Origin of the sequence: Nocardioides sp. NPDC057577, from assembly GCF_042801335.1 — a bacterium.
Classification (GTDB): domain Bacteria; phylum Actinomycetota; class Actinomycetes; order Propionibacteriales; family Nocardioidaceae; genus Nocardioides.
In genome coordinates this window covers 14,804-35,559 of sequence record NZ_JBHVGB010000012.1, presented here as the reverse complement: position 1 = coordinate 35,559, position 20,756 = coordinate 14,804, and the positions used below count along the sequence as shown (strand labels likewise).

The following is a 20,756-nucleotide window of genomic DNA, read 5'->3' as shown; positions in this document are numbered from 1 at the left end:
CCGCTCAGATCAGGCCGGTCTCCTGCGCGACGTGGATGGCGCGGGAGCGGCTGTCGACGTCGAGCTTGGTGAAGATGTGCGCGAGGTGGCTCTTCACGGTGGCCTCGGTGACGAAGAGGGTGCGCGCGATCTCCTTGTTGGTCGCTCCCCTGGCGAGGTGCCGCAGCACCTCGATCTCGCGATCGGTGAGCCGCGGCAACGGGCTGCGCATGCCCTTGAGCACCCGGGTGGCCAGGTCCGGGGCGAGGACCATCTCGCCGCTGGCAGCACGGCGGACTCCCTGGACGATGACCTCGGGGTCGACGTCCTTGAGGAGGTAGCCGGCGGCACCGGCCTCGATCGCACCGAGCACCTCGGCGTCGCGGTCGAAGGTGGTCAGGATCAGCACGGCCGGCGCCGGATCGAGCGCGCGGAGCGCGACCGTGGTCCGGATGCCGTCGATCCCGCTCCCCAGGCGCAGGTCGCACAGCACGACATCGGGGTGGAGGTGACCGGCGAGGACGATCGCCTCCTCGCCGGTGGCGGCCTCACCGACGACCGTCAGGGCGTCGCCCGCTTCGATCACGGCACGCAGGCCGCTGCGTACGACCGGGTGGTCGTCGACGAGGAGCACCGTGGTCGTCATGACACCGCCTCGATGTGGATCGGGAGATGGGCTGAGATGGCGGTGCCCTCGCCCGGCGTGCTCTCCACGTCGAGCCCTCCGCCGAGCTCGCGCAGCCGGGCCCGCATGAACCGCAGGCCATAGCTGGACGACCCCACACCGGCGTCCCGCTCCCAGGCGGCGACGTCGAACCCGGCGCCGTCGTCGCTGATGTCCATGCGTACCGCATCCTGGTCGTCGGTCAGCGTGATGACGACCCGGGTGGCGCCGGAGTGGAGACGTACGTTGGAGAGCGCCGACTGGGCGGTGCGGAGCAGCGCGACCTCGACCTCGGTCCGAAGGATCGGGAGCGTGTCGTCGACATGGAGCTCGACCAGCAGGCCGGCCTCGTCATGCGCACGGTCGAGCATCCGTCGGAGCGCCGAGGCGAGCGCCCCGTCCTCGAGCTCGGCGGGCGCCAGCGCCGCGATGATCCGGCGTACGTCGCCGAGGCTGTCGCCCGCGAGCGCCTCGACCTGCGCGAACGTCCGTGACGCGTCCGCGTCCGTGGTGCGGCTGCCTCCGGCATGGGTCAGCAGGCGGATCGAGGAGAGGGCCTGGGCGACGGTGTCGTGGATGTCGCGGGAGATCCGGGTGCGTTCGGCAATCGCACCGGAGTGGCGCTGGGCGAGGGCGAGCTCGTCCTGCAGCTCGGCCATCTCCCGCTGCGCATTCCGCAAGGAGGTCACCAGCCGCTCGCGCTCGGCGGCGTCACGGAGCAGCTGGAGATATCCACGTGAGATGCCGAACGCGAAGACGCCCCCGATGAGCGGCCCGAAGACGTCCGCGTAGCTGGTCGTGCCATGGTGCAGGATCGGCGCGACCACCACGACCACGAGGATGACGGCCGAGAAGGCCAGCCCCCATCGCAGCGGCAGCAGGTGCCCGGCCAGCAGCCACAGCAGGAAGGCCAGCCAGACGAACTCGGGCGAGACGGCGACGGCGCCGATCCAGATCACCGCGAAGCCGAGCAGCCACCACACCGGAAGGCTGTGCGAGCGCGTCCTGGACGGCAGGACCGTGCCCGCGGTGTGCCAGAGCAGGATCGCGACCCCGGAGACGATCGCGGCGGGAGCCGCCACCCCGTCGCCGATCGCCCTGCTGACGCCGATCGCGGTCAGCACCACGGCGATGACGTGCTGCCCGATCTCCATCGCCCGCACAGTCGGCCCGGCGGGGATCGATCCCGAGCCGGGCCGCCGCAACGGCGCGTGTACGACGCTCATGGCCTCGATTCTCTACCCTGCAACGTTCCCGGCCACCAGATCCGGTCGCCCACCAGGCTGAAGATCGCCGGCACGATCACCGTACGCACCACCAGCGTGTCCACGACGACGCCCACACCGACGATCAGGCCCAGCTGCCCGAGAGTGACCAGCGGCAGCACACCGAGAGCGGCGAAGACCCCGGCGAGGACGATGCCTGCGCTGGTGATCACGCCACCAGTGTGGGCGACCGCCTCGACCACACCGGCCCGGGTGCCGAGCCGCGACGCGTCCGCGCGCGCCCGGTGGACGAGGAAGATCGTGTAGTCGATCCCCAGGGCGACCAGGAACAGGAACGCCAGGATCGGCACCTGCAGGTCGAGCGCCTGCTGATCGAACAGGACGCGGCTCAGCCAGGCCCCGGCACCGATCGCGGCGACCGCGCTGGCGAGGTTCACCAGGAGCAGCAGCGCCGGTGCGACCAGTGAACGCAGCAGCACGAGGAGCACCAGGAAGCTCACCGCGAGCACCAGCGGCGCCACCACGAGCAGGTCGCGCTCACCCCCGTCGCGCGCATCCAGCTCGGTCGCGACCGCGCCACCGACGAGGGCGTCCGCACCCGCGATCGGGTGGACCGCCTCGCGCAGGTCGGTGATCTGGTCGAGACTCCGCTCGGTACCCGGCGAGTAGTCGCTGGTCACCATGATCTTCGTCAAGGACCCGTCGTCGGTGACCCCGGCCGGCTGGGCGCGCACGACACCCTCCACCTCACCCGCGGCCGCGGCCACCTCGGCGGCGGCAGCACTGTCGGCGACGATGTAGGCCGGCTGGGCCGCACCGGGCGGGAAGTGCGCCGAGAGCGTCTCGAGACCGGCAGCCGACTCGGACTGCACCCGGAACTTCTCGACCTGGTCGAGCCCGACCGACGTACCGAAGAGGCCGGAGGCCATCACCGCGAGCAGCGCGAGCCCGCCCAGCAGGCTCACCACCGGACGCTTCAGGACCCGCGACGCGACCGCGCGCCAGACCCCGCCCTGGTCACGTGCCTCACCCGGACGAGGGACGAACGGCCAGAACAGTCGACGGCCACACACCGCCAGGGCCGGTGGCAGCACGAACAGCACCGCGACGAGGGCGATGAGCAGACCGATCGCCGCGGGAACTCCCAGGCCACGAGTCATCGGGATCGTGGCGAGGACCAGCGTCAGCAGGGCGAGCACCACCGTCAGGTTGGAGGCGAGGATCGCGAGCACCGTCTTCTGCCAGGCCGTGCTCAGCGCCAGACGGTCGTCATCGGTCCGCTGCAGCTCCTCCCGGTAGCGCGAGATCAGCAGGAGCGCGTAGTTGGTCCCCGCGCCGAAGACGAGGACGCTGACGACACCGGCGTCGAACCCGAAGTCCCACAGCTCTCCCGCCGCCGCGGTGACGCGCGCGGCGAGCCCGTCGGCGAGGGCGACCACGACCAGCGGGATCAGCCACAGCACCGGCGAGCGATAGGTGATGATCAGCAGCAGCGCCACGATCAGGATCGTCACCAGCAGCAGCGTGACGTCGGCGCCGTCGAACGCAGCGGCCGCATCGGCCCCGAACGCCGGGCCGCCGGTCACCTGCAGGGTGATCCCGTCGGGGGCCTGCGCCGCGATGTCCGTACGCAGCGCCTTGATCACCTCCAACGTCTCGGCGTTGTCGGCGCCGACCGTGACCGGCACGGTGAGAGCCGCGGCCTTGTCGTCCTCGCTGACCATCGGACCGGCGGAGCCCGGCGCCGCCTGAGCTCCGACCTGGACCCCGAGCCGCTCGAGGTCGTCGAGATCAGCCGGGGCGAGAGCACCGCCGTCGTCGCGGGAGGCGACGACGAGCACGGACTGTCGATCCGCACCGGGGAACTCCTCCAGCAGCTCGCTCACCCGCGTCGACTCCGCATCCGCCGGCGCCTGCCCGGTCTGCGCCGGCGCCTCCGCACCGGCGAAGACCCCGAAGAGCACCCCCATCACGACCACCGCGAGCCCGAGCGCCACCCACGCTCCCCGCCGCGAGGTCAACCTGTCTGAGAGATGCGGACGGGCACCCGACCGCGTACGAACCAGAGAATCTGCCATGCCACCAACTCCACCAGCCGCGGCCCGGCGGATCATCGCGAACAAGGCTGAGGCACGAATCAGCCAAATGGCTGATGCGGCTGAGCCGAGGCGATCTGAATCAAGATCACCCCGGCTCAGCCGTTCAGCGCTACGCGCCGGCGCTCACGACGCAGCCACGGATGGCTTGACCGCGAGCACGGGGCAGGTGGCGTCGAGCAGGATCCGCTGGGCAGTGCTGCCGAAGACCAGCTTGCCGACCGGCGTACGAGCGCGGAGACCGAGGACGATCAGGCGGGCGTCGAGCCGCTGGGCGACCTGGACGACGGTGTCGCTCGGGTCGCCGAGATCTCCGCGCTCGACCTCGACCCGGCCGGCGAGATCCGGCCACCGGGCCTCGACCTCTCCGACCTCGGGGATCCGCTCGCCGCGCACGGCGGGCACGATGACGACGGACTCGCCCTCTCGGGACTCGGTGACCGCGCCTTCGACGGCGGCGTATCCGGGTGGGGTGTCGGCGTAGGCGACGACGATGGTCATCGGCGTTCCTTTCGGTGGAGCGTGGACGGGCAGGAGGTCGGCCTGGTCACTGCAGCAGGCCCAGGGGCAGGTCGACCGGCAGCAGGGACGGCAGCGCCAGCAGCACGGCACCCAGGACGAGGGTGTAGATGATCGCCGTACGTGGGCGGGTGCGGGCCGCGTACAACAGGAACAACGGCGTGAACACCAGGGTCGCCGCGAGGTAGCCGCCGAGCATGACCAGGACCAGGAACGCCGCCATGGCCGCGAAGGTACGGAGCGCGATGATCAGGTCGTGGCGACGGGCCAGAGCCCGGGCATCGACCTTCGGAGCGACGCGGGTGGCGACCATGGTCGTGCCGGAGGCGCCGGACGGCTCCTCGACGTCCCCGCCCTCGTCCCGCTGGGCTCCTCGCCGCCTGGCCCGGAGCTCCTGCCAGGTGAGGACACCCGCCGCGACCAGGCCGCCCAGCGCGACGAGCCGCGGCATCAGGCTCGCCTCCGCGGAGAACGATCCGCTCACCCACAGCGCCCCGGCGAAGACGAGCAGCGCGATGACGGCGACCGCGAGGGACCAGGGCGTACGCGCCAGCGAGCCCTCCAGGTCGTCCAGGTCACCCTCATCGCCCTCGTCGCTCTCGTGCTCGTCGCGGTGGCCGTCGTCGACCGCCCCGGCAGCCCGGCGGAGCCGCTTCAGGAGCGCCCACAGCACCGGCACGACCAGCAGCGCTGCGAAGACGAGCACGCCGGGTCGCGTGACCCAGGAGGCACCGTCGTACAGGCTGGCGGTCAGGTAGTAGTAGCGCTCCATCGGGATGGCCAGGACGAAGCCGATCAGGAACGGAGCCCGCGGCATCCCGGTGGCCTTGAGGAAGAAGCCGACCACACCGAGCGCGACCATCACCCACAGGTCGCCGAGCTGGCCACCCTCCTGGAACGCACCCAGCAGCATCACCACGAGAAGGCCGGGCCCGAGCACCGCGAACGGCACCTTGGTGAGCTTGGCGAGCGAGCCGGTGGCCAGGAAGCAGAGGAACGCTCCGGCGACCGAGGCGATCGCGAAGGCCCACACGATCAGGTACATCAGGTCGAGATGGTCGGTGACGATCGCCGGCCCCGGCTGGATGCCGTACGTCAGCAGCATCCCGAGCAGCATCGCCGACGGCACTCCGCCGGGGATGCCGAAGAGGAAGGTCGGGATCAGGTCGCCCGCCTCGACGGAGTTGTTCGCGCTCTCCGGACCGACGATGCCACGCGGGTCACCCTTGCCGAACTTGCGCTTGTCCTTGGCGGTGGCGACGGCCTGCCCGTAGGCGAGCCAGGTGCCGGCGGTGGCGCCGACCCCGGGGAGCACGCCGGCCCAGATGCCGATCAGGGCGCCCCGGATGACGTGGGTCCAGTGGGTGATCCACTCGCGGATGCCTGATCCCCAGCCGCCGGAGAGCTCCACTGGCTTCTCGGTCACCCGACGCTGCCCCACCCGGCTGGCGATCTCGGCGAGCCCGAACACACCCAGCGCGACGGCGACCAGCGAGATGCCGTCGCTGAGGAACAGCGACCCGAAGGAGAACCGCTCCTCCGCGGTCGTGGGCGAGGTACCGACGAGACCGAGCAGGAGACCGAGCAGGCCGGCGGTCAGACCCTTGACGACGTTGCCGCGCGAGAGCACCGCGGCGAGCGAGACGCCGAGGATGGTCAGCATGAAGAGCTCCGGGCTGCCGAAGGACAGCACCAGGGGCCGGGCCAACGGGATGGCGAGCGTGAGCCCGACCGCTCCGATCAGGCCGCCGGCCATCGAGGAGAGGAAGGCGAGGGACAGCGCGCGTTTGGCCTGTCCTTGTCTGGCCATCGAGTAGCCGTCGAGCATCGTCACGCTGGCCGATGCCGATCCGGGCGCGCCGAGCAGGACGGCGGCGACCGTGTCCGAGGTGTGCACGACGGCCAGCGCTCCGATGAGCATCGCGAGTGCGGGTTCGGGGTCCATCCCGAACGTGATCGGCAGCAGGATCGCCACCGCGCCGGTGCCGCCGAGGCCCGGGATCAGGCCGATGACCAGGCCGGCCACCACGCCGACGGCGAGCATCATCAGGAGGGAGGGGTCGGCCAGGGAGGCGAGGGCCGAGAAGGCTGCGTCGGTCATGGTCCTACCCCTGCTCGATCGTGATGTCGTAGTCGTTCTCGAGCAGCTCGAGGACGTCGTGGCGGACGCTCTCGTCCACCCGGTACGCCTCGCCGATCCGGTCGGCGAGGTCGGCGGAGGCGTCGAGCGGATAGCCACCGAGCACCTCGGCGGCGGACTTCTGGAAGGCGGGCTCGGCACCCATCTCCTCGGCCGTCGACCGCAGCAGCTCGACCGCCTCGTCCGGCGTGTCCTCAGGCACCCACAGCGCCTTCTGATAGGTGTAGGTCAACGCCAGGATGGCGCGATAGGTCTCCAGTGCCTCCGGATCCGGCTGCTCGCCGTAGATCTTCTCGTACGTCTCGACGACGGTCGGCAGGTCGGGGAAGTTGGGATCGCGCACGATCTCGCCGTCCTCATCCACCTGCCCGAGCGAGAAGAGCGGCACCGCGGTGCCGTCCTCGACCAGCGGCTCGACCGCCGGCTCGTACGAGGACGTCGTCTGATAGTCGATGTCGACCTCGCCGCGCTGCAGGGCGAGGTTCACGGGCCCTCGCCCCTCGAACCCGAAGGTCGAGTCGATGTCGGCGGAGAGCAGGTCGAAGGCCAGCATCGTCGTCAGGTCGAGGCTGGTCGCCGCGATGCCGCCGAAGATGAGGGGCTTGTCCCGGTCGATGAGGTCCTCGACACCGTGCACACCGGCACCGGTCCGGGCGTAGACCACCGCGCCGGTGCCGTTGGCGAGGACCGGGCGCAGGTTGTTGAAGTCGTAGCGCACCGACGGCATGTCCAGGAGGTAGGGCACCACCGTCGAGGCGGTGCTGACCAGCACATCGGTCCCGTCGGTCTTCGCCGAGGACATGAAGTGGTTGGTGCCGAGGATGCCCTCGCCGCCGTCGTCGTTGACCGGGGCCAGACCCGGGGAGCCGGGCACCGCCTCGGTCAGCTCGGCGCCGACGAACCGCGCCCAGGTGTCGGTGCCCCCGCCCTCGGCGAGGGGGATCATCATCTCGACGGTCTCACCCGCGTAGTCACCGTCGGCCGTCGAGGCGGCCGGGTTCAGGAAGTCCCCGCCCAGGACGGAGACGCCCACCGCCAGTGCGGTGAAGCCTGCGAGGACGGCGCCGGCGAGTCGCGGGGTCGGCGCCGGTCGTTCCGGCGGATCCTGCGTGGGGCCGACATCCTCTGCGGTCGTGGCCACGTCCTCTTCGTCGACGTGCTGGGTCATGAGTTCCTCCAGGTGAAGCGAGCCTCACACGGGCATCCCGTGTCAAGGGGTCTGATGGTTAAGCCGACGCGGACGGCAGCAGGGGCGGGTCCGGAAGGACCACGGACCCGTGGGCGAGGCGGCGGTAGGTGCGTACGACACCGACGACGGGGACGCCGTGGTGCTCCTCGGCGAAGGTGCTCACGCGGCCCGCAGGCGTCCCGAGCCGCAGGGCGGTGGCGGGACGCCCGGCAGGGACGAGGTCGTGGACCACCGTTCCGGGAGCGCCCGCGGCCAGCGTCAGCGCGACCGAGCCGGTCACCGGCACCGCCGGATGGAAGCGGCCCATCGACAGCATGCGAACGGTCAGGTCGGTCCCCACCTCGTCGGCCGGATCGGGGGCCGAGACGAGCGCGAGCTTCGGAACGGCCCGGGCGACGGTCTCCGGGGTCGGGGCGAGCCCCATCAGGACACCTGCCTCCCGGCGTACGGCATCGAGGCGGGCCAGGAGCCCGGGCACCATGTCGAGCTCAGCGACGTCCTCGTCGCCGCGAACACCGAAGTCGGCGGCGGCGGCCGCGACCACCGGGGCGCCCGCGTCGATGAGCGTGACGACCACGCCATCGACGGCCTCGGAGAGGACATCGCGCTGGTGCCCGGTGGGAAAGAGATGTCCGGTGCTCCGGCCCGCCGGATCGACGAAGCCCATCCGGACCGGCGCACCGAGGAACGGGACGCCGGGAATGGCCTCGGAGGCCTCTTCGTCGAGCACGCCTCCGGGTGTCGGTACGCGCTGCACGATGAGCTGGTCGGTGTTGGTGTTGAGGACTCGGACCGCCGTCTCCGGCGCCCCGGTCCGCACCCATCCTTCGCGGATCGCGAACGAGGCGACCACCGCGGAGCAGTTGCCGCAGTTGCTCCCCCAGTCGACCTTGGCCTCCTCGATGCCGACCTGGGCGAACGTGTACTCCACGTCCACCTCGGACGCGGCGGAGGGAGCGAGGATGACCGCCTTGCTCGTGGTGGACGTACCACCACCGACCCCGTCGACCTGGCGGTGGTCAGGACTGCCGTAGATCCGCAGCAGCACCTCGTCGACGGACAGATCCGGGACCTGCAGGTCGTCGCGACGGAAGACCCAGCACTTGCTGGTGCCACCCCGCATCCATGTCGCGGCGATCTCGCGCATATTGCCTCCTGGGCCGAGTCGTCCGGGCTTTCCGGACCCCCAAAGACTGGAGGGAGGTGACTTGTAGCACAATCACGAGTTCGAACATGATCGTGTAGCAAAACTGCATGCCCAGCAGATGCCTCCGGGACGCCTCTACGCCCTGCACTGGCCTCGTCGCGGCTGAAGCAGCACTGCACGCCCCTACATGGCCATGTAGGAGAACTTCATGCAGACTGGGGCCGTGCTCGACATCAAACGGCTGCAGATCCTGTTGGCGATCGTGGAGGAAGGATCGGTGACCAGCGCGGCCACGGCACTGGGCTACACACCCTCCGCGATCTCACAACAGCTGCTGAGGCTCGAGCGCGAAGCCGGCCAGCCCCTCCTGGACCGCCACGCCCGCGGCATGACCCCGACCGACGCGGGTCTCGTGCTCGCCACCCACGCACGCAAGGTTCTGCGCCAGCTCGCGGCCGCCGAGTCCGACCTCGCCGACATCGCCGGCGTACGTCGCGGCAGCGTCACCCTGGGGACCTTCCCCACCATCGGCAGCTCGTTCCTGCCCTTGGCCGTCCGCCGCTACCGCGAGCTCTACCCCAACATCGCACTGACCATCCACAGCGGCCGCGAGGACGACCTGGTGCGCATGCTGGAGGAGGGCAAGGTCGCCATGTCGCTCCTGTGGGACTATGCCTGGGAGCGGGTCGTCAACGACGAGCTGGTGCTGACCGAGCTCTTCACCGACCCCACCGTGCTCCTCGTCGGCGCCACCCACCGCCTGGCACGGCGGCGTACGGTGCGGATGGCCGACCTCGCCGAGGAGCCATGGATCATCCGGGCCGGCGGGCACCCAGTCGTCGAGGTCCTGCAGCGAAGCGCTGTCGCGGCGGGTTTCACCCCGACCATCGCCTTCCAGGCCAACGACTACCAGGAGGCCCAGGCCATGGTCAGCGTCGGCCTCGGCATCGCCCTCGCGCCGCGGACGGCGACCGTCAACCAGCATCCCGACGTACGCGTCATCTCCCTCGGCGACACCGCTCCCCCTCGGCGCATCCTCGTCGCCCACCGCGCGGGCCGGGTACGCAGCGCCGCCGACCTGGCCCTGCACGATGTGCTCGTGGAGACCGCCTCGACCTACTCCTGAGCAGCGACGGAGGGGCTCAGGCCTGATCGCCCTCCCAGACGAGCGGCTCACGGATCCGGAGAGGCGCGGTGAACCCGACGCGGCGTACGGGGTCGAACTCGGTCTCGGTGCCGGGGTCGTCGGTGTGGACGCGGTCGGGGCCGCCAGTGTGGCTGACCGAGGCCTCAGGAAGGGCGAGGTCGTGGTGGAGGACCTCGATGGTGCCGTCGAAGTAGCCCCGTGGTGAGGCGTCCTGTCGTCCGGCGATGTTCCGACCTGCCATGCGGTTCATGATGGCACCGCCCGATCCGGCGGCGCACGGATTTCTCCGAGGAAACGAGAGGATCACCCGGCCAGGGGACGCAGGCCGATCTCGGTCAGCCGCCGCCCCCGGCGACGGAGCAGGTCCTGGAAGGCGGCCGCGAGGGTCGACGGCCGGCGGTCGAGCCAGCAGGCACCGATGTGCCGGACCGCCTCGGGGTTCGTCAACGGCACCTCGACGCAGCCGGTGGCGCCGTGCGGGTCGCGGGGAGCCAGACTCACTCCGAGACCGGCCGAGACCAGCCCCCGGAGCGTTGCGAGGTCGTCACCCTCGAACCCGACGGTCGGCGTGACGCCGCTGGCCAGGGCGAGCTCATCGAGCAGCGTACGCATCCCATAACCGCGCTTCATACAGATGAACGTCTCCTCGGCAGCCTCCTCGAAGCTCACCCGGGCACGGGTGGCCAGCCGGTGGCCGGTCGGTACGACCAGGACCAGCGGCTCGCTGTGCAGCCGCCATTGGCGCAGGCCGGAGTCGGCCTCGAGCGGCGAGATCAGCGCGACCTCGGCAGCGCCGTCGGCGACGGCTGCCAGGCACCGCGGCCGCGAGGTCTGGAGCAGGTCGACGGAAGCACCCGGATGCTGCTGGAGGAACGCCTTGACCAGCGCCGGCACGACCCGCTCGCCGAGCGTGCTCTGGAACGCGAGGGCGATCCGACCGCGGGTACCTGACTCCTGGGCCCGGACCGCCTCGATCCCCGCCGTGGCCGCGGCGACCGCGGCGGCGGCGTGCGGGGCCAACGCCTCCCCTGCCCGAGTGAGCCGCAGACCGCGCCCGTGCCGCTCGACCACGTCCACGCCGAGCTCCCGACCGAGGCGCGCGAGCATGCGGCTCACCGTGGGCTGTGGCATCTGCAGCAGGTCGGCGGCGGCGAGCGTCTGTCCCGTCTCGGCCAGGGCGGCGAGGGCCGGGAGCATCGGCAGGACGTTCCGTGCAGTGGCATCCACACCTGACATCGTATGCGCATCAGCATTCTTTGTGCATCACCCATGCATTGGACGCATGATCACCGGCTCCTTAGCGTGAAGCCGGTGAGCGAACAGGAACCCACCGACCCCGGCCACCGACGCGTGCTGATCGCGCTCGTCGCGATCGGGATGACGACGTTCGTGCAGCTCTACTACCCCCAGGCACTGATCCCGGCGCTCAGCCGCGACTTCGCGGTCGATGCCTCCCAGGCTGCACTGACCGTCTCCGGGGCCACGATCGGGCTCGCGGTCGCCGCACTCGGCTGGTCGTGGGTCGCCGACCGGATCGGCCGGGCGCGGTCGATGACGATCGCCATCGTCACCGCGGCGGCGATCGGACTGGCGCTCCCGTTCGTGACCTCGTTCCCCGTCCTCATCCTCCTTCGCGTCGCGCAGGGCATCGCCCTGGGCGGCACCCCGGCGCTCGCTCTCGCCTACCTCAGCGAGCAGGTCGGCCGACGCGACGCGATGGCCGCGGGCGCGACGTACATCTCCGGAACGGTCGTCGGCGGCCTCGTCGGACGCCTGATCGCCGCGCCTGTCGCCGACGTGAGCGACTGGCGCGTGGCGGCCCTCGTGGCCGGAGGCCTCACCGCACTCGGCGCCGCCGTCGCGGTCACCGCACTCCCGCCCGAGCGCCCCAGCCCCGCGACGACTCCACGCCCGGCCGGCGTGTGGGCCGGGATGGTCGCCAACCTCACCAACCCGGGCCAGCTCGCGCTCTACGCGCAGGCGTTCTTCCTGATGGGCGCGCAGGTGGCGGTCTTCAACTACCTCGGCTACCGGCTCGAGCTGGAGCCGTTCGACCTGCCGCCGGCGCTGACCGCGGTGATCTTCCTGGCCGGGCTCTCCGGCGCGGTGTCGGCCCGGCTGGCAGCGACGTTCGCGGCCCGCTTCGGCCGCCGACGGGTCCTCCTGGTCTCGTCCCTGACCATGGCCGCCGGAGCCGCGCTGACGATCCCCGACCGGTTACCGACGGTCCTGATCGGGCTGCTGCTGTTCGCGACGGCCTACTTCTCCGCGCACTCGATCGCGTCGGGCTGGGTGGGCCCGATGGCGACCAGCGGGATCGCGCAAGCCACCTCGCTCTACACGCTCTTCTACTACGCCGGCTCCAGCCTCTTCGGCTGGCTCGGCGGCCTCGCCTTCGCAGCCGGCTGGACCGGCACCGCGAGCATGGTCATCGCGATCGTCCTGATCGCCTTCGCCACCGCCCGCACACTCCTGCCCCACCCCGCCGGGGACGTAACGTCGCGCCTCGCTGACCCGGCCTAGTAGTCGTTGAGCCGCCGCACGATCAGCACTACCGCGATCACCAGCACCACGGCCCCACAGAAGCTGAGCCACATGCTCATCGACTCCGTCTTCGTCACCAGCTCCGCCATCGCGCTGCACGGGCCGCTCTCCAGCATCTCCCCGCTGGTGTCGAAGGATGTGCAGGTGTCCGTGGCCGACACCTCGTCGCCGCCGAACACCCACCGAGTCCGTTCGACACGTACGAATCCGCCGATCAGACCGGCGAGCCCGACGACCGCCGCGATGACCGGACCGATGATGGAAGGGCGCTGGGGCATGGGGGCTCCCTGAGCTCGGACACGCTCGGCGGGTGTCAGTTCGAGCAAAGATATCGGCCGCCACGTACGGCAGCGATCGGTTTCGCGGAAGCGAACGATCGTGGTGGACGCAGAGGGACTCGAACCCCCGACATCCTCCTTGTAAGGGAGGCGCTCTACCAGCTGAGCTATGCGTCCAAAGCGCCCCAAGAGTACGCGATCAGGGGCGGGCCCGACGAACCGGGCCGACGTACCAACCCTGAAATGGAAGTTGAGCCGCTGACGTCTCGGGTCATCAGCGGCTCAACACCTCAAGAGTAGATCCCACCCCTGGCATAGAAAAGCCATGTAACCAGCCTGTTAACGGACCTTTGATGACCCGTAAACTACTTCCTCACACCGCCGCGTGGAGCTGGCGGAGATGCTCGTCGAGGTCGCGGCCGTCGGCGTTGTCGTTGTGCACGGCCCACCGCACCAGGCCAGCCTTGTCGACGATGTAGGAGGACCGTCGGGGGGCGCCGGTGCGGTCGTTGAAGACGCCATAGGCCTGAGCCACCTCACCGTGCGGCCAGAAGTCGGAGAGCACCGAGAAGTTGAGCCGGTCGGTGTCGGCGAACTGCCGCATGGCGTACACCGGGTCGCACGAGATCGCCAGGACCTCGGTGTCGAAGGTGACGAACTCGTCGAGCCGGTCGCGCAGACCGCTCATCTCACCGGTGCACACGCCGGAGAAGGCGAACGGGAAGAAGAAGATCCCCACGGCCTTCTTGCCGTAGAAGTCCGACAGCGTCACGTCGGCACCGAACTGGTCACGCAGGGTGAAGTCGGGGGCCGGTGCGCCGATCTGAAGTCCACTCACAGGTCCAGCATCCCCTTGCTGTCGACGGAAGCGAAATTCATTCCGTCACGTGGGCCCCGAGATGGGGTGATCACCGCTGCGCCAGCTCGCGACGCAGCACCTTGCCGGTGGCGTTGCGAGGCAACGCGTCGGTCACCACGATCTCTCGCGGCACCTTGAAACGCGCCAGATTGTCCTTGACCCAGTCCTTGAGCACCGCCTCGACGTCGGCACCCGGATCGGCCTCCGCCACCAGGACGACGAACCCGCGCAACCGCTTGCCGAAGTCAGGGTCCTCGACACCGACACAGGCCGCGTCGGCGATCAGCGGGTGGCGCATCAGGCAGTCCTCGACCTCCTGCGGGAAGACGTTCTCGCCACCGGAGACGATCATGTCGTCGTCACGGCCCTCGACATAGAGCCGGCCGTCGGGCCCGAAGCGGCCGACGTCACCGGTCGCCATCAGACCGTCGACGACCTCCTTGCCGCCGCCGGTGGTGTAGCCCTCGAAGAGGAGCCCGTTGCCGACGAAGATCCGGCCGGCCTCACCATCGGGCATCGGGACGCCGTCGCCGTCGAGGATCCGCATCCGGGTGCCCCACGGCACCTTGCCGGCCGAGGTCGGCGCCTCGCGCAGGTCGACGGGGTCGGCGATCGAGGCGTAGGAGACCTCGGTCGATCCGTAGACGTTGTAGAGCGAGTCGCCGAATCGATCCATCCACTCCAGCGCGAGATCGCCGGGCAGCGCCGAGCCGGAGGACGCGACGGCCTTCAGCCGGGAGGCGATCCCCTCCAGGTCGTACGCAGCCAGCGTCTCCTCCGGCAACGACAGGATCCGCTGCATCATGACCGGGATGACCACGAACGAGTCGGCCCGGGTCTCCGCGAGGGTCGCCACGGCGTCCTCCGGGTCGAACCGGCGACGCAGGATCATGGTGGTGCCGAGCAGCTCGGCGAAGAGCAGGTGGGCGAGCCCCCAGGTGTGGAAGAGCGGGGCGGCGACGAAGCAGCGCCAGCCGTCCTTCATCGGCATCCGCGACATCAGCGCGACCGCCGCATCGAACCCGGCCTCCGGGCGCGGCGCCGACTTCGGCGCCCCGGTGGTGCCGGAGGTGAGGATGACGATCCGGCCGTGCCGCTTCGGCGGGGCAACCGGCCGGGCGTCGCCCGAAACCAGCGACTCGAGCGTCTCCCCAGGCTCGGAGGAGTCCACCCACGCGACCAGCCTCGCGGCTGTGGTCGCCTCCGCGAGCAGTCCGGTGAACTCCTCGTCATGGATGACCAGCGCGGGCTGGTCGCGCTCGAGGACCCCGACGAGCTGCGGGCCTGCGAAGGCCGTGTTCAGATAGAGGGCGTCGGCACCAAGCTTGGCGACGGCGAGGGTGGCGTCGACGAAGCCGCGGTGGTTGCGACACATGATCGCGACCCCGTCGCCCTCCCCGATCCCACGGGCGGCCAGGGCCCGGGCGATCGCGTTGGAGCGGCGGTCGAGGTCTGCGTACGTCAGCGAGCCCAACTCGTCGATCACCGCGAGTCGTCGCGGATAGCGGTGAGCCAGACCGATGAACCCACCCGCCGGACCGGTGCCCCAGCGCGCCAGCGCCAGCCCGGTCCGGGCGAGCCCGAAGGGGTTGACCGGTCGGACGATGCCCGAGCCGGCGAGGATCTTCACCGCAGAGCCGGCGGTACGTGCCTTGGCAGCCGTTGTCGAGAACACCCCGCGGATTCTAGTGGGACGCGTGTCCCGATGACCATGGGATGTCCATCCACCCAAGCGCCGGCGCCTCAGACCGGCGTCTTCGGCGCCAGCAGACGCGTCGCTGCCCAGTCCTTGCTCACAGATGCGGTGGTGGTCTGGGACAGTCCGGCGATCGGCGCGGCCTCGGCGATGTCGGCCGGGTCGACCGCACCCGGGCGGCCCACCTTCGGCGTCAGCAGCCAGATGACCCCACCACCGACGAGGTCGGTCAGCGCGTCGACGAGGCCGTCGACGAGGTCACCGTCGTCATCGCGCCACCACAGCAGCACGGCGTCGACCACGTTGCCGTAGTCGCCGTCGACCAGATCTGCGTCGACGGAGTCTTCGATGGCGACCCGCAGCTCGTCATCAGTGTCGTTGTCCCAGCCCAGTTCCTGGATGACCATGCCGGACTTGAGGCCCAGCCGGTCCGCAGGCCCTGTGGCTGCGGTCGAGCTCACGTGTCGTTCCTCCAAAAGCTTGATGTCCACGCCGCTTGCATGAACTTGGTTGGTGGTAGTCCAGCGGAGAACGCTGGTCCACGCAACCCCACCCGCCTGTCATCCGCTAGATAACGGCGTGTCGGAGGCCTTTCAGGCCCTCGGATCGAGCAGATGGAGCAGTACGTTGCGATCCTGAGCCGTCCCTGCCGACGGGTGTTCGGCGAGGCGCACCTGCGGCCCCTGCCAGTCGTTGGCGGACAGCTCACGGGAGAGCGAGGCGAGGTGGCCCACCTCCTCGATCGAGCCGCTCCAGCGGGCAGGACCGGCGTGGTCGAGCATCGTGGTGGCGATGGTGAGCACGTCCCCGTCGGAGATGAGCTCGACGATCCGGCCCTGCTGCGGCCAGTCGATCAGGGACGGAGCGGTGACCTCCCACCAGGAGCCGCGAGGCTTCACCGACGTACGATGCGTGTGCCCGTTGAGCCAGAGCACGGCGCTCTCATGGCGTGAGACGGTCTGCTCGACCTCGTCGCTGAGCACCCGCCGCGTGCCGCCGGCGCCGCTCATGTCGTTGACCAGCGAGGCCACGTCGTGGTGGCTGGCGATCACCGCGAGCCGTTCGTCGTAGTCGGTGGAGGCGAGCACGGCGTCGAGCCACTCGAGCTGCTCGGCGTCGATCGACCCCTGGAAACCGCCGGCCGGGTTGACCGTGTCGAGGACGACGAAGGTGACCTCGTCGTTGACGTCGTAGCGGTAGTAGGGCTTCCCGCCCGCCTTGAAGCCGTGGCCCGGCGGCTTCGCCTCGTCGTGCACGTGGGAGTCGACGAACTCCTGCAGCGTCGTCTGCCGGCGGCGACGGTCGGGGGTCACCTCGTACGGCTCCAGCTCGGCCAGCATCCCGAGCGCCACCGGGTCACCCGAGATCAGCCCGGCGATGAGCTTCGCCTTGGCTTCGTCGGTCCAGTGCTCGGGCATGGCGATCGCCTTCAGATCGCCGACCGCGATCTCGCCGATGGCGGAGGTGCCCGGCACCGTGCCCTGCAGCAGCCCGTCGTGGTTGCCGTTGACGGCCAGCCAGGGCACCTCCAGCCCGGGTGAGTCGATCGCGCGGCGCACGGCCTTCAGCAGCCCGGGGACGAGCGGGAAGCCGTGGTCGCCCCGGCGCATGTCGTGCGTCTCGCCCTGAGGGTGCCAGAAGCGCTTGTCCGGCAGCGTGGCGACGCCTTCGTAGTGCAGCATGTCGCCGGAGTCGGGGGTCAGGCGCCCGCCGTCGAGCAGCGTCAGATACCAGTCGAGCTCGTTGTACTGCCCGTTGTCGGTGTTGTCGCCGGTCGCGATCGCCAGGTCGAGCGGGCCACCGCCGATCGGGCCCTCGGTGATCTCGTTGACCGCCTCGACCATCGCCGCGCCGACCTGTGCGGTCAACAGCTCCTGGGCCCGGTACGTCCCGATCTCGTCGATCAGCTCACGGGTCGTGGCGTCGGGGTCCATGAGCCGGTCCAGGACCTCGACCCGAGCCGGCGACTGGTGGTCGCAGATGTGCAGGTCGGACAGGTGCGCGACGGTCAGCACCGGCTCGCCCAGCTCCTCGGGCTTGCGAGCCAGATCGGTGCGCGAGACATGGCGCTCCTGCGGGCCTTCGGCCAGACGTACGTAGGTGCCCTTCCGGCCCCCCGCGACGATCCGCCCGCTCTCGCTCGTGACACCCATCTACGCCGCCTCTTCTCCTCAGGACCGGCCGCCGCGGTCGTGCGCGAACGATACTCCCCAGCAGCACATCGCGGTGGCCCTGGTGGTGATCGATGGACGGCCGGCTGAGCGTCGTCAGCTGCGATGGAACCGCAGCGTACGAACCTCGAACGCACCGAGACCGAGCGCGACAGCTCCTCCTTCGGTGCTCACCTCGGCAAGAGGATCCTCGACCAGCGAGACCTCACTGACCCGTCCGTACCTTCCGTCGACGCGCAGCTCCCCCTGCGTACGCGCGCCGGCGGACTCGTAGACACGGACGACCAGGTCGCCGGAGCGGTCGGCGGCGAGCTTCACGCTCGAGACCACCAGCCCCTCGCCGGAGACGGTCACCAGCGGCTCGACGGCCTGGGCGCCGGTGACCTCGCGAGCAGGCGTGTTGAGCGCGGCGCCCGCCTCGGTCGCGGCCGCGACATCGGCCCCGATGACCAGGCCGTAGCGGTGGGTCTGCACGCCCTGGTCGGTCTCCGGGTCGGGGAACCGCGGCGCGCGCAGGAGGGAGAGCCGTACCTCGGTCGTCAGGGCCGTCGGCCGGGTGACGTCGAAGCCGTAGGTCGAGTCGTTGACCAGCGCGACCCCGAACCCGGGTTCGGCGGCCAGCACCCAGCGGTGCATGGACGTCTCGAACTTCGCCGCCTCCCAGGAGGTGTTGGTGTGGGTCGGCCGGCGGTGGTAGCCGAACTGGGTCTCGGCGAGCGTCTGTTCGGCGCGTACGTCGAGCGGGAAGGCGACCTTGAGGAACTTCTCGGTCTCGTTCCACTCGGTGCGCTGGGAGATCTCCAGCACCCTCGACCCCGGAGCCAGTGACAGGGTCTGCACCGTGGAGGAATCGGCGGAGATCGGTCGCTCGATGACCAGCCCGTCGGGCGTCACCGAGATCGAGGAGACCTCACGCAGGTCGGTGGCGCGGTTGCGGTAGAACCGGTCGACGTCCCAGGCGTCCCACATGTTCGGGAAGTCCTGGTGGAGCTGCAGCAGGTTGGCCTCGGCGCCGGCCGGGATCGCGTCGCGACCGGTCGCCAGGTCGAGCGCCGAGGTGATCAGCCCCTCGGCCGAGACCGTGATCCGGACGAGCTCGTTGCCCAAGACGTACGTCCCACCCTCCTCGACCACGGAGACGACCCCGGTGGGCTGTGCCGCCACCACCGCACCCGAGCGCCCGTCGGCACTCAGCGCGACGGTGCCGTCGCCGGCGAGAGCCGTGAGCGCTCGCTCGATGAGATCCTCGGCGGCCGTGGCGACCCGCGCGTACTGGGCGACCGCCTCCCGGTGGACCCAGGCGATCGACGTACCGGGCAGGATGTCGTGGAACTGCTGCAGCAGCACCTGCTGCCACAAGGCGTCCAGCTCGTCGTAGGGGTAGTCGAGAAGTCCACGGACCGCGGCGGTCGCAGACCAGCGCTCGGCCTCGACGAGCAGGTGCTCGCAGCGCCGGTTGCCCTGCTTGGTCAGGTGCTGCGAGGTGAGCGTGGCGCGGTGGAGCTCGAGGTAGAGCTCACCGACCCAGACCGGCGGTTCGCGGAGCTCGGCGCGGGCCTCGGTGAAGAAGTCGTCCGGATGGCGCCAGGTGACCTGGGCCGAGCCCTCGAGATCGCGGAGCCGGCGGGCTTTGCCGGTCATCTCCCGGGTGGTGCCGCCACCACCGTCGCCCCAGCCGACGGGCGCGATCGACCCGGTGGCGACCCGGTTCTCCTGGAACTGCCGCGAGGCCTTGGCGACCTCCGCACCGGAGAGCTGGGAGCTGTAGGTGTCCATCGGCGGGAAGTGGCTCAGGATGCGGGAGCCGTCGATGCCCTCCCACTCGAAGGTGTGGTGGGGGAACTTGTTGACCTGGTTCCAGGAGATCTTCTGGGTGAAGAACCAGTCGAACCCGGCCCGCTTCATCAGCTGCGGCAGCGCCGGCGAGTAGCCGAAGGAGTCCGGCAGCCACACCCCGTGGCAGCGGATCCCGAACTCCGACTCGAAGAACCGCTGGCCGTAGAGGAACTGCCGCACCAGCGACTCCCCCGACGGCATCGTGGTGTCGGACTCGACCCACATGCCGCCGAGCGGGATGAAGCGACCCTCGGCGACGGCTGCCTTCACGCGCGCGTAGACCTCGGGCCGGTGCTCCTTGAGCCACGCGTACTGCTGGGCCGACGACATCCCGTAGCGGAAGTCGGGGTCCTCGCCGAGCAGCTCGGTCATCGAGGAGGTGGTGCGAGCGACCTTGCGGATCGTCTCGCGCACCGGCCACAGCCAGGCGGAGTCGATGTGGGCATGGCCGATCGCGGCGATCTGGTGCGCGGACTCGTGGGCAGCCGGCTCCAGAACCCCGCTCAGCACCGAGCGGGCGGCAGCCGCCGTCTCCGCGACCCGCTGCAGGTCGACCCGGTCCAAGGCGTCGTCCATCGCCTGCAGGATTCGCGACTTCCGCGGCCCTGCAGGCAGCTCGACCTGCAGCTCGTGGAGCGTCTCCAGGTCGAGGCAGAGCTCGAAGACGTCCTTCTCGAAGACGGCGAGCTCGATGCGACGCGTCGTGTAGAGCTTTCGCTTCGACGAGGTCGCGATGTCACCCTCCCGCGTCGGCAGGAACGGGTGGTGCTCGAGGAGAAGCGGGTTGGCCGCGGCCTCCAGGAAGAGCTCGACCTCCTCACCCCCGACGGCCTCCGACGCCACCAGCACCCACTGGTTGCGTGGGTTGAGGCTCTTGACCGGCTCTCCGGCGGCCGTGTAGGCCAGCGCCTCGCACTGGAACCCGGTCCGGCTGACGTCGAAGCCGAGGTCGCAGACCAGCTCGACCCGCTTCCCCGACCATTCCGCGGGCACGGTCCCGGTGATCCGGAACCAGGTCGTCCCCCAGGCTGGGCCCCACCCGGTGCCGACCTCGACGGGCTCGTACGTCAGGGCCAGCCCGTCCGCGGGAGCGATCGGCTCCCCCGGCAGCTCGTGCCACTCGACACTGACCGGAGTCGAGAGCGTGTGCACGGCCGGCCACAGTCGCTCCTTGAGGACTCGGCTCACGCGGCCCTCAGTGAGGTGTACGTCGTCGTGCATCAGTGCTCGTCCTGTCTGTCGTCGTTCGCCAAGGATCGGGACCT

Annotated in this window: 17 protein-coding genes and 1 tRNA gene; 2 read left to right on the top strand and 16 right to left on the bottom strand. The window is 70.3% G+C overall.

The genetic code is table 11. The features are described from left to right. Window positions 1-4 precede the first annotated feature (4 nt). The 7 genes from ACFU7D_RS04290 to ACFU7D_RS04260 form a co-directional block, all read right to left on the bottom strand. Window positions 5-625, bottom strand: a complete 621-nt coding sequence (locus tag ACFU7D_RS04290) for a response regulator (protein ID WP_378728610.1) — start codon at window positions 623-625, stop codon at window positions 5-7. Next, on the bottom strand, window positions 622-1,869 hold the full coding sequence (locus tag ACFU7D_RS04285) for a sensor histidine kinase (protein ID WP_378863767.1): 1,248 nt from the start codon (window positions 1,867-1,869) through the stop codon (window positions 622-624). The genes ACFU7D_RS04290 and ACFU7D_RS04285 overlap by 4 nt, the downstream gene beginning before the upstream one ends. Further along, window positions 1,866-3,866 (bottom strand): MMPL family transporter, encoded by a 2,001-nt coding sequence (locus ACFU7D_RS04280; protein ID WP_378863764.1) that lies wholly within the window; start codon window positions 3,864-3,866, stop codon window positions 1,866-1,868. Before ACFU7D_RS04280 ends, ACFU7D_RS04285 begins: the two co-directional genes overlap by 4 nt. A 225-nt stretch (window positions 3,867-4,091) precedes the next feature. Further along, window positions 4,092-4,466 carry a universal stress protein gene (locus ACFU7D_RS04275; protein ID WP_378863762.1) on the bottom strand — a complete coding sequence of 125 codons (375 nt, stop codon included), beginning with the start codon at window positions 4,464-4,466 and terminating at the stop codon, window positions 4,092-4,094. 46 nt (window positions 4,467-4,512) lie between these two features. Next, window positions 4,513-6,585 carry a tripartite tricarboxylate transporter permease gene (locus ACFU7D_RS04270; RefSeq protein ID WP_378863759.1) on the bottom strand — a complete coding sequence of 691 codons (2,073 nt, stop codon included), beginning with the start codon at window positions 6,583-6,585 and terminating at the stop codon, window positions 4,513-4,515. 4 nt (window positions 6,586-6,589) lie between these two features. Then, a complete protein-coding gene (locus tag ACFU7D_RS04265; protein ID WP_378863756.1) occupies window positions 6,590-7,792 on the bottom strand; it encodes a Bug family tripartite tricarboxylate transporter substrate binding protein in 1,203 nt (400 codons plus the stop codon). Between the two features lie 58 nt (window positions 7,793-7,850). Continuing rightward, window positions 7,851-8,960 (bottom strand): PrpF domain-containing protein, encoded by a 1,110-nt coding sequence (locus tag ACFU7D_RS04260; protein WP_378863753.1) that lies wholly within the window; start codon window positions 8,958-8,960, stop codon window positions 7,851-7,853. Window positions 8,961-9,168: 208 nt separating this feature from the next. On the opposite strand from ACFU7D_RS04260, the gene ACFU7D_RS04255 reads away from it, so the two are divergent. Further along, a complete protein-coding gene (locus ACFU7D_RS04255) occupies window positions 9,169-10,086 on the top strand; it encodes a LysR family transcriptional regulator (RefSeq protein WP_378863750.1) in 918 nt (305 codons plus the stop codon). 16 nt (window positions 10,087-10,102) lie between these two features. On the opposite strand, the gene ACFU7D_RS04250 is transcribed toward ACFU7D_RS04255, so the two are convergent. Further along, entirely contained in the window at window positions 10,103-10,348 is a 246-nt protein-coding gene (locus tag ACFU7D_RS04250; protein WP_378863747.1) for a hypothetical protein, read from the bottom strand. 62 nt (window positions 10,349-10,410) lie between these two features. Further along, the gene (locus ACFU7D_RS04245) at window positions 10,411-11,343 is read right to left on the bottom strand and encodes a LysR family transcriptional regulator (protein WP_378863744.1); all 933 of its coding nucleotides are present in this window, start codon (window positions 11,341-11,343) and stop codon (window positions 10,411-10,413) included. A 75-nt stretch (window positions 11,344-11,418) separates the two neighbouring features. Between ACFU7D_RS04245 and ACFU7D_RS04240 the strand changes: the two genes are divergently transcribed. After that, on the top strand, window positions 11,419-12,630 hold the full coding sequence (locus tag ACFU7D_RS04240; protein WP_378863741.1) for an MFS transporter: 1,212 nt from the start codon (window positions 11,419-11,421) through the stop codon (window positions 12,628-12,630). On the opposite strand, the gene ACFU7D_RS04235 is transcribed toward ACFU7D_RS04240, so the two are convergent. The 7 genes from ACFU7D_RS04235 to ACFU7D_RS04205 form a co-directional block, all read right to left on the bottom strand. Next, window positions 12,627-12,929, bottom strand: a complete 303-nt coding sequence (locus ACFU7D_RS04235) for a hypothetical protein (protein WP_378863738.1) — start codon at window positions 12,927-12,929, stop codon at window positions 12,627-12,629. The two genes, ACFU7D_RS04240 and ACFU7D_RS04235, sit on opposite strands and share 4 nt — an antisense overlap. 101 nt (window positions 12,930-13,030) lie before the next feature. Continuing rightward, window positions 13,031-13,106: transfer RNA gene (locus tag ACFU7D_RS04230), tRNA-Val, on the bottom strand. Window positions 13,107-13,302: 196 nt separating this feature from the next. Next, window positions 13,303-13,767: a peroxiredoxin gene (locus ACFU7D_RS04225; RefSeq protein ID WP_378863736.1), complete on the bottom strand. Its 465-nt coding sequence runs from the start codon at window positions 13,765-13,767 to the stop codon at window positions 13,303-13,305. 70 nt (window positions 13,768-13,837) lie between these two features. Next, window positions 13,838-15,463 (bottom strand): AMP-binding protein, encoded by a 1,626-nt coding sequence (locus tag ACFU7D_RS04220; RefSeq protein WP_378863733.1) that lies wholly within the window; start codon window positions 15,461-15,463, stop codon window positions 13,838-13,840. 68 nt (window positions 15,464-15,531) lie between these two features. Next, window positions 15,532-15,945: a DUF3052 domain-containing protein gene (locus ACFU7D_RS04215; RefSeq protein WP_008358178.1), complete on the bottom strand. Its 414-nt coding sequence runs from the start codon at window positions 15,943-15,945 to the stop codon at window positions 15,532-15,534. A 132-nt stretch (window positions 15,946-16,077) separates the two neighbouring features. After that, window positions 16,078-17,637 (bottom strand): TIGR03767 family metallophosphoesterase, encoded by a 1,560-nt coding sequence (locus ACFU7D_RS04210; protein WP_378728596.1) that lies wholly within the window; start codon window positions 17,635-17,637, stop codon window positions 16,078-16,080. Between the two features lie 114 nt (window positions 17,638-17,751). Continuing rightward, window positions 17,752-20,712 carry an alpha-mannosidase gene (locus tag ACFU7D_RS04205; RefSeq protein WP_378863730.1) on the bottom strand — a complete coding sequence of 987 codons (2,961 nt, stop codon included), beginning with the start codon at window positions 20,710-20,712 and terminating at the stop codon, window positions 17,752-17,754. Window positions 20,713-20,756: the final 44 nt, after the last annotated feature.

What these genes read in the sequence shown, in the direction of transcription:
- ACFU7D_RS04290 (WP_378728610.1), bottom strand. Translation starts at nt 625, where the DNA reads ATGACGACCACGGTGCTCCTCGTCGACGACCACCCGGTCGTACGCAGC.
- ACFU7D_RS04285 (WP_378863767.1), bottom strand. Translation starts at nt 1,869, where the DNA reads ATGAGCGTCGTACACGCGCCGTTGCGGCGGCCCGGCTCGGGATCGATC.
- ACFU7D_RS04275 (WP_378863762.1), bottom strand. Translation starts at nt 4,466, where the DNA reads ATGACCATCGTCGTCGCCTACGCCGACACCCCACCCGGATACGCCGCC.
- ACFU7D_RS04270 (WP_378863759.1), bottom strand. Translation starts at nt 6,585, where the DNA reads ATGACCGACGCAGCCTTCTCGGCCCTCGCCTCCCTGGCCGACCCCTCC.
- ACFU7D_RS04265 (WP_378863756.1), bottom strand. Translation starts at nt 7,792, where the DNA reads ATGACCCAGCACGTCGACGAAGAGGACGTGGCCACGACCGCAGAGGAT.
- ACFU7D_RS04260 (WP_378863753.1), bottom strand. Translation starts at nt 8,960, where the DNA reads ATGCGCGAGATCGCCGCGACATGGATGCGGGGTGGCACCAGCAAGTGC.
- ACFU7D_RS04255 (WP_378863750.1), top strand. Translation starts at nt 9,169, where the DNA reads ATGCAGACTGGGGCCGTGCTCGACATCAAACGGCTGCAGATCCTGTTG.
- ACFU7D_RS04250 (WP_378863747.1), bottom strand. Translation starts at nt 10,348, where the DNA reads ATGGCAGGTCGGAACATCGCCGGACGACAGGACGCCTCACCACGGGGC.
- ACFU7D_RS04245 (WP_378863744.1), bottom strand. Translation starts at nt 11,343, where the DNA reads ATGTCAGGTGTGGATGCCACTGCACGGAACGTCCTGCCGATGCTCCCG.
- ACFU7D_RS04235 (WP_378863738.1), bottom strand. Translation starts at nt 12,929, where the DNA reads ATGCCCCAGCGCCCTTCCATCATCGGTCCGGTCATCGCGGCGGTCGTC.
- ACFU7D_RS04210 (WP_378728596.1), bottom strand. Translation starts at nt 17,637, where the DNA reads ATGGGTGTCACGAGCGAGAGCGGGCGGATCGTCGCGGGGGGCCGGAAG.
- ACFU7D_RS04205 (WP_378863730.1), bottom strand. Translation starts at nt 20,712, where the DNA reads ATGCACGACGACGTACACCTCACTGAGGGCCGCGTGAGCCGAGTCCTC.